Genomic DNA, 6,912 nt, shown 5'->3' with positions numbered 1-6,912 from the left:
CTTTGAAGTCCTCGCGCACCGAGGCGGTGATATGAATGATCTCGGTTCCCGCGTTCCTGCCCGCATCGAGGATGGCCGCCATCCGGTCCAGCATCCCCGACCCAAGCACGCCCTTGGTGTTGTGTACGAGGTCGTTCTGCACATCCAGTGTGATCACCGCCGTGCGTTTTGGATCCAGTTCCATGGCCATTCTCCGTAGTCCACAGGCAAAAGCGCCGGAGCTTGAAACTCATTTCAGCTTCAGGGTTGCAAAGTCACGTTTCAAATACAATTATTTTTGAAATGATATTTCGCATAGCGAAATTAAAGGGAGGAAGCAAACATGAGCTATTTGAAGACCGGTATCGCTGCATTGGCCGTAGCCGCGTCACTTGGGTCCGTCTGGGAGACGGCCCAGGCTGAGACGTTCAACATCAATGTCGCTTCGGGCTCTCCGCCCGTTGTCCCCTGGGTCAGGCTGATTTCCGAGGTGTTTATCCCCGAAGTGAATGCCCGCCTTGGTGATGCGCACACGATCAACTGGATCGAGTCTTACAGTGGCACGGTGGCAAAGGTTGGTGGTGTGCTTGAAGCGGTCGAATCCGGTCTGATCGAAATGGGTCAGGTCTATGCCATCTTCGAACAGGACAAACTGATTCTGCAGAACATCACCTATATGACCCCCTTTGGCAGCGACGATCTGGAACTTGTCACCCGTATGGTCGGCGAACTGCACGAAGAGCACCCGGCGCTGACAAAAGCCTGGGAGGATAACAGGCAGGTCTTTATCGCGCCGATCGGCCTCGACACCCATTATCTGGCGACCAACTTCCCGGTGTCCTCGATTGATGACCTGCAGGGGCGCAAGATCGGTGGGGCCGGCACCATCGCAAATTGGCTCAACGGCGTTGGCGCCACTGCGGTGAATGGCAACTTCTCGGTCCACTACAACAACATTCAGACCGGTGTATATGACGGGTTGCTGAATTTCTCGTCAGGCATTTTTCCCAACAAGCTGCATGAGGTTGCTCCTCTGCTGACACGTGTTGATTTCGGCGCGCAGTTCGTGGGTGCGCTCACCATCAACAAGGATACATGGGAGAGCTTCCCCGAAGACGTCCGGATGGCATTCATGGAAGCTGGAGAGGTCTACCGTCTGAAAGTGTCCGAGGCATTGCAGGGCTTCGCGAAGATGGCCGAGGGCAAGATGATCGAGCAAGGCGCGACACAATCGCGCCTCACGCCGGAAGAAAGGACACGCTGGGCGCTCGCCCTGCCTGACCTTACTGCCGATTGGGTTGACCGCGCCGAAAGCCGTGGCTTGCCTGCGCGGGAAATCCTCGATGCATGGATGGCCAAACAGGCTGAAAACGGTGTTGAACTTGTTCGTGAGTGGGACAATTAGTTCGACCTTCGCCCCGGGCGCATCACGTCCGGGGCTGCACAAGACAACCCGACCTTAAGAAAGCTGATCCCATGGCCGCGACTCCGGCGCAGATTCCAATTCGTGTCTCTGCCAGCATTCCGAACAAAACGCGCGCGGACATCACCGCGCGCCAGTTTTCCTTGATTTGCGACGAGCCGCCAGAGCGGCACGGAAACAACGAAGGCATGTTGCCGCTTGAGGCGTTTTTGGCGGGCTATGTCGCCTGCAGCAATGTGATCATGAATATGATCGCAGCCGAGATGAACATCCACCTGTCCGGCGTCACGATGAAGGCCGTCGGATATCTCGATCCGCGCGGGTATACCGGCACAGAAAAACTGGCAATGCCTTTCACGCGACTTCGCCTGACAATCACCGGACATGTCAGCGGCGAGACGCAACGACTGCACGACTTGAAGTCTCAACTCCGCTGGCGCTGCCCCGCAGCCGCAACCTTCATCTCCGCAGGCACGGCTGTCGAGGAGATTTGGGATTTGGAGGGAGCATGAGCATCGCGTCCAAAACCTCCTGGATCGGTCGCCTCGTGGCCGGTCTGAACGGCGTGGGCGCAGTCCTGATCCTTGCCATGGCCATGCTTATCTGCGCCGATATCATCGGCCGCAGTTTCCTCGGCAAGCCGATCGCCGGGGTAGCCGAAATGATCCGGCTCTCCATTGTCGCGGTTGTGTTTTTGCAAATCGGTCAGGCGGTGCGCGCGAATGCACTGGCGCGCACCGAACTGCTTGCCAACACGCTGAAAACAAGGTCACCGCGCGTCGAAGCGTCTTTGCAAGCCGTCTACAGCTTGATTGGCGCGCTGTTCTTTGCGGTGCTCGTCTATGGCGTCTGGTTCAAACTGGTCGATGCCTGGACCTCGGATGAACATGCAGGCGTCTACGGCCTTTTCGTTGCACCTGTGTGGCCGGTTTACGCGACCATCGCGTTAGGCAGCTGTGCGGCAGGCATCCAGTTTCTCGCGCATATGATCGGGCATCTTTCCCGTGCGATCAAATCCAAAGGCCACGCCCAATGAGCGGGTTGGAACTGGGACTGATCTCGGTCGCGGCCATCGTTGGGCTGATCTATATGGGGATGCATGTGGCCATCGTTCTGGCGTCCGTGTCCTTCATTGGCCTTTGGATTTTCAAAGGCAAGTTTGCGCTCTCGGTCACGCTCCTCACGCAGGCGGTGACAGAGTCGATCTCATCTTATGTCTTTGGAGTCGTCCCACTCTTTGTACTTATGGGCCTGCTTGTGGGAAGGGCCGATATCGGCCGCGATACATTCCGGGCGGCAAACCATTTTTTACACCGCATTCTGGGTGGACTCGGCATTGCCACGGTCATTGCCAATACCGCATTCGCCGCGGTCACGGGCATTTCCATCGCTTCTGCTGCGGTTTTCACCCGTGTCGCCGTGCCCGAAATGCTCCGCCTTGGCTATCGGCCGCGCTTTGCCGTCGGTGTGGTCACGGGCAGTTCCGTCTTGGGCATGTTGATCCCGCCAAGCCTCCTGCTCATCGTTTATGCCCTTGTTGCGGAACAATCCGTTGGCGCGATGTTCCTGGCCGGGATTGTGCCCGGTCTCCTGCTGGCCGCTGTCTTTTGTGCGATCATTTTTGGCATGGCACGATTTTTCCCGCGCCGTGTCTTCTGTAATCAAGCCGAGGTGGAGGAGCACGAGGAACTCACGAACTGGGAAGCCGTCCAGCTTCTTCTGCCGCTTGTCACTCTCATCGGTCTTGTCCTGGGCGGAATATATGGCGGCTTTTTCACCCCGACCGAGGCCGGTGCCGCCGGTGTTGCCGGCGCTCTGGTCATAGCGCTTTTGCGCCATCGCCTGACCTGGCCCTCTTTTTGGGAAACGCTTCTGCAAGCCGGGCAGATAACGGCCTCAATCTCGCTCCTGGTGATTGGCGCTACCGTCTACAGCCGCATGGTGTCAATCATGGGGCTGCCGAACGCCCTGGCCGATTACGTCTCTGCGGCGGAACTGTCGTTCTTCGTCCTGATCCTGATTTATATCGGCATCGTCATCGTGCTCGGCACCTTGATCGACGCGATCTCCATCATCCTCATCATGATCCCGATTTTCCTGCCATTGGTTGGTGCCTTTCCCGCGGCTGATCCCGTCTGGTTCGGCGTGTTGACCGTCATCGCGGCGGAGATCGGCCTTCTGACACCACCCATGGGGCTCTCGGCCTATGTGGTCAAATCCAGCCTCGACAATCCCAACATCTCACTTGCCGATATCTTCCTCGGCACTTTGCCGTTCGTGTTCGGCATGATCGCGATCGTCCTGCTGATGGTCGCGTTCCCAAAACTTACGCAGGTGTTTCTATGACCGCCACAATCACAGCCGTGTATCCTTTCATCGAACACATGGATGATCTCGCCAGATATGGTCCACCCGGTCACGCTGGAACGGTCAATGTGCGCCTTTGCGAAAGGACTTTCTGCGAAGATTTCGAGATGGTCCTGGGGGAAATTGCCCCTGGCGGTGAAGCTCATAAGCATCATCATGATGTCGAGTATCAGGCGATGTACGTGCTTGAGGGCATCGCCCGTGTGACACTCGCCGACGATCCCGCTATTGATTGTCCAGCCGGGACGATTATCCGGCTACCCCCGAAGCTTGACCACCACGTCTTGTCACTTGGGCCAGAAACCTTGAAGCTGATGATCGTTTACAGTCCGCCCCTGCCGAAACGAAACGACGTATTTGTGAAAGACGCGTGAGAAATTGGAAAAGAAGAAGAGCTACCCGCCCATAAATGCCCTCATCAGAGGCTTGGACCTCCTGACCGAGATCAATCGCCTCGGGGTTGCCAGCGTGGGTGCTCTGCATGAAACCACGAGCATCTCCAAACCGACCATTGTGAGAAATCTTGAGACGCTGGAGCACACTGGCTTCGTTGCCCGCGATAACAAGACCGATGGCTATGTCGTCACCGCCAAAGTGCTGACGCTCAGTTCCGGCTTCGATTACGGAAAGCGCCTGGTTGCCCTGGCGACACCAATCCTGAACGAGTTTCGCACATCGATGCCCTGGCCATCCGACCTGGCCGTCTTTGACGGCGAAGCGATGGTCATTCTGGAGACGAGCCGGCCACCCGGGACACTTGCACTCAACCGGCCAGTCGGCTCGCGGCTTTCAGTGACCGATTCCGCTCTGGGCCGGGCCTATCTCGCGCATATTGATACCGAGCGACGGGATGAAATCCTGAACGCCGCCTTTGGAATAGTGCCGGATACAGAAGCACGCACAAGCCTGGAGAGAAAGCTGCGACGCTATCGTGCACAAGGGTTTTCCGAGAACGACCAAAGTCTCTCCAACAGCACACGCGGCGTCGGAGTGCCCATCAAGCTGGATGACGAGGTTGTCGCCTGCATCAACTCCATCGTTCTCACCGAAGCAATGAGTATGAAGGACGTCATCAAAAGATGCGTTCCAGCCCTGCAACGCGTCGCCAGGAAAATCGAACAAGCGCTAATCGCGGATCAGTAGAACTTTTTGTTCCTCTCACCGCGTGGTCTGTCCGGTTTGATCATTTCGCTGTCGTTCGTCCATAAACCGAAGGCGGCTATTGCCAGCGCTTCATCGCGTCGTCATCCGTATCGCGGGCGTCGACCCAGGAGCCAGTGCTGCCGTCGGCCCTGATTTCACGCTTCCAGAACGGTGCCCTGGATTTCATGAAATCCATCAGGAAGGCCGCCCCGTCGAACGCCGCCTGCCGATGGCGCGAAGCGGTCATGACGACAACGATGTTTTCGCCCGGCGCGATTTTGCCGTAGCGGTGAATGGCGGTCACGGCGTCAAGCGGCCAGCGCTCGCAGGCTTCTTCGGCGATCCGCAGCATCTCGCTTTCGGCCATGCCCGGATAGTGTTCGAGCTCAAGCGCCGCCAGCGCGCCCTTTTCATCGCGGCACAGGCCGGTAAACGTGACGACCGCGCCGATGTCGCTTTTGCCGCCGGTCATCAGACCGGTCTCCCGTCGGATATCGAAATCCTCCTGCTGAACCCGGATAACCGGCTTGACACCCACGTCCTAGCCTCCCGTCATCGGCGGAAAAAATGCCACCTCGCGCGCATCGCCGATCGCATCGCCATGCCGGCAGTGCTCCTGGTTGATCGCCACATGGACGACTTCGGGCGTTTCAAGGGCAAGCGCATATTCCTCGCCGCGTGTCCTGAGATGACCGATAAGGTCGGCGACCGTCACGACGTCATCGGGCAGATCGATCGTTTCCTCGCTTTTGCCGATGCGCTCGCGGATCCAGGCGAAATAGACAAGCTTGACCATCAATTCTCCACCACGTGCTTCAGTCCGGCGCGGAAATAGTCATATCCGGTATATATCGTGATGACGGCGGCGATCCACAAAAGCGTGATGCCGATTTCCGTCGTATAGGGAATGACGGTATCGCCCGCCGGGCCCGCCAGAAGGAAGCCGATGGCGATCATCTGGATCGTCGTCTTCCACTTGGCGATCCAGGTCACCGGAACGGAGACCTTCAGCTCCGCCAGATATTCGCGTAGCCCCGAGACCAGGATTTCCCGGCAAAGGATGATGATCGCCGCCCAGATCGTCCAGCCTGCTATGGTGCCGTCGGCCGCCAGCAGCAGAAGGATGGACGAGACCAGCAGCTTGTCGGCGATCGGATCGAGCATCCGTCCGATATTCGACGTCTGGTTCCAGATACGCGCCAGATAGCCGTCGAAGAAATCGGTGATTGAGGCAACGATATAGAGCGCCAGGGCGCTCCAGCGCGCCAGGTCCGAGCCGTGCAGACGCCCCTCGATAAAGAAACACAGCACGATCAGCGGCACTGCCGCCATGCGTCCGTAAGTCAGAAGGTTCGGAATATTGTAGGTATGCGATGCCATGGGCGTCCGTTTCTTGGATTTGAACCCATACAAATAGGCCGAGCGCCCCGGCGTCAATGATCAATCGACACGGTCCGGCCGCCGCTCTCATCGATTGCCTGACAGCCACCGAGCTTCTATGACAGCAGGAGAGCGGCGCCAGCCAGCGCCACAATCGCGAAAGGGGTCGAGAACAGATGGGTTCCGTATCGCCATGGGCCGGCCGTCATGCGCCCACGCTGGATGATTTTGAAAGGCTCGGGCGCGAAGCGCTCGGGACATTGCCGGAGAGTTTTCGCGCCCTTTGCGAGGATATCCAGATCGCCGTCGCCGACTATGCGGAAAAGGATGTCCTGACGTCGCTCGGCCTGTCCAGTCCCTACGACCTGCTCGGACTGTTCGAGGGCATCGGTCTGGCGCAGGGCGCGAGCGAGGTGCGTACCGGGCAGATGCCGAACCGGATCTGGCTCTACCGCCGCGCCATACTCGAATACTGGATCGACCGGGAGGAAACGCTCGACGCGATCATACGCCATGTCCTGATCCACGAAATCGGCCATCATTTCGGGCTCTCCGACGACGATATGGAGGCCATAGAGGCTGCGGCGGACTGAGCCGGACCGCTTCAAACGAAAAACTCG

10 protein-coding genes and 1 pseudogene are annotated in these 6,912 nt (G+C 58.1%); 7 read left to right on the top strand and 4 right to left on the bottom strand.

Annotated elements, in window-relative coordinates; translation table 11 throughout:
- A pseudogene (locus AC5E6N_RS02590) lies at positions 1-184 on the bottom strand (hypothetical protein); the annotation flags it as partial.
- Positions 185-322: 138 nt separating this feature from the next.
- On the opposite strand from AC5E6N_RS02590, the gene AC5E6N_RS02585 reads away from it, so the two are divergent.
- The 6 genes from AC5E6N_RS02585 to AC5E6N_RS02560 all read left to right on the top strand — a co-directional run bounded on the left by AC5E6N_RS02585 (position 323) and on the right by AC5E6N_RS02560 (position 4,912).
- Positions 323-1,384: a C4-dicarboxylate TRAP transporter substrate-binding protein gene (locus AC5E6N_RS02585; RefSeq protein WP_491746344.1), complete on the top strand. Its 1,062-nt coding sequence runs from the start codon at positions 323-325 to the stop codon at positions 1,382-1,384.
- Between the two features lie 71 nt (positions 1,385-1,455).
- Positions 1,456-1,914: an OsmC family protein gene (locus tag AC5E6N_RS02580; protein ID WP_491746343.1), complete on the top strand. Its 459-nt coding sequence runs from the start codon at positions 1,456-1,458 to the stop codon at positions 1,912-1,914.
- On the top strand, positions 1,911-2,438 hold the full coding sequence (locus AC5E6N_RS02575) for a TRAP transporter small permease subunit (RefSeq protein ID WP_491746342.1): 528 nt from the start codon (positions 1,911-1,913) through the stop codon (positions 2,436-2,438). Before AC5E6N_RS02580 ends, AC5E6N_RS02575 begins: the two co-directional genes overlap by 4 nt.
- Positions 2,435-3,748, top strand: coding sequence for a TRAP transporter large permease (locus AC5E6N_RS02570; RefSeq protein ID WP_491746341.1), 1,314 nt, complete (start codon positions 2,435-2,437; stop codon positions 3,746-3,748). The genes AC5E6N_RS02575 and AC5E6N_RS02570 overlap by 4 nt, the downstream gene beginning before the upstream one ends.
- Entirely contained in the window at positions 3,745-4,143 is a 399-nt protein-coding gene (locus AC5E6N_RS02565) for a cupin domain-containing protein (protein ID WP_491746340.1), read from the top strand. The genes AC5E6N_RS02570 and AC5E6N_RS02565 overlap by 4 nt, the downstream gene beginning before the upstream one ends.
- A gap of 4 nt (positions 4,144-4,147) precedes the next feature.
- Entirely contained in the window at positions 4,148-4,912 is a 765-nt protein-coding gene (locus AC5E6N_RS02560; RefSeq protein ID WP_491746339.1) for an IclR family transcriptional regulator domain-containing protein, read from the top strand.
- 76 nt (positions 4,913-4,988) lie between these two features.
- Here the strand turns inward: AC5E6N_RS02560 and AC5E6N_RS02555 are convergent, their stop codons facing one another.
- The 3 genes from AC5E6N_RS02555 to pgsA are packed head-to-tail and all read right to left on the bottom strand — an operon-like array spanning position 4,989 to position 6,292.
- Positions 4,989-5,450, bottom strand: a complete 462-nt coding sequence (locus AC5E6N_RS02555; RefSeq protein ID WP_491746338.1) for a molybdenum cofactor biosynthesis protein MoaE — start codon at positions 5,448-5,450, stop codon at positions 4,989-4,991.
- 3 nt (positions 5,451-5,453) lie between these two features.
- Positions 5,454-5,708, bottom strand: a complete 255-nt coding sequence (gene moaD / locus AC5E6N_RS02550; RefSeq protein ID WP_491746337.1) for a molybdopterin converting factor subunit 1 — start codon at positions 5,706-5,708, stop codon at positions 5,454-5,456.
- Complete coding sequence (gene pgsA / locus AC5E6N_RS02545) at positions 5,708-6,292, bottom strand: CDP-diacylglycerol--glycerol-3-phosphate 3-phosphatidyltransferase (protein ID WP_491746336.1); 585 nt, start codon at positions 6,290-6,292, stop codon at positions 5,708-5,710. Before pgsA ends, moaD begins: the two co-directional genes overlap by 1 nt.
- A 176-nt stretch (positions 6,293-6,468) precedes the next feature.
- On the opposite strand from pgsA, the gene AC5E6N_RS02540 reads away from it, so the two are divergent.
- Positions 6,469-6,885, top strand: a complete 417-nt coding sequence (locus AC5E6N_RS02540) for a metallopeptidase family protein (RefSeq protein WP_491746335.1) — start codon at positions 6,469-6,471, stop codon at positions 6,883-6,885.
- The last annotated feature ends 27 nt before the right edge of the window (positions 6,886-6,912 follow it).

The sequence above is a fragment of the Hoeflea sp. genome (assembly GCF_984452065.1).
Note: the sequence above shows the minus strand (reverse complement) of the source record. Positions and strands in the feature narration are given on the sequence as shown.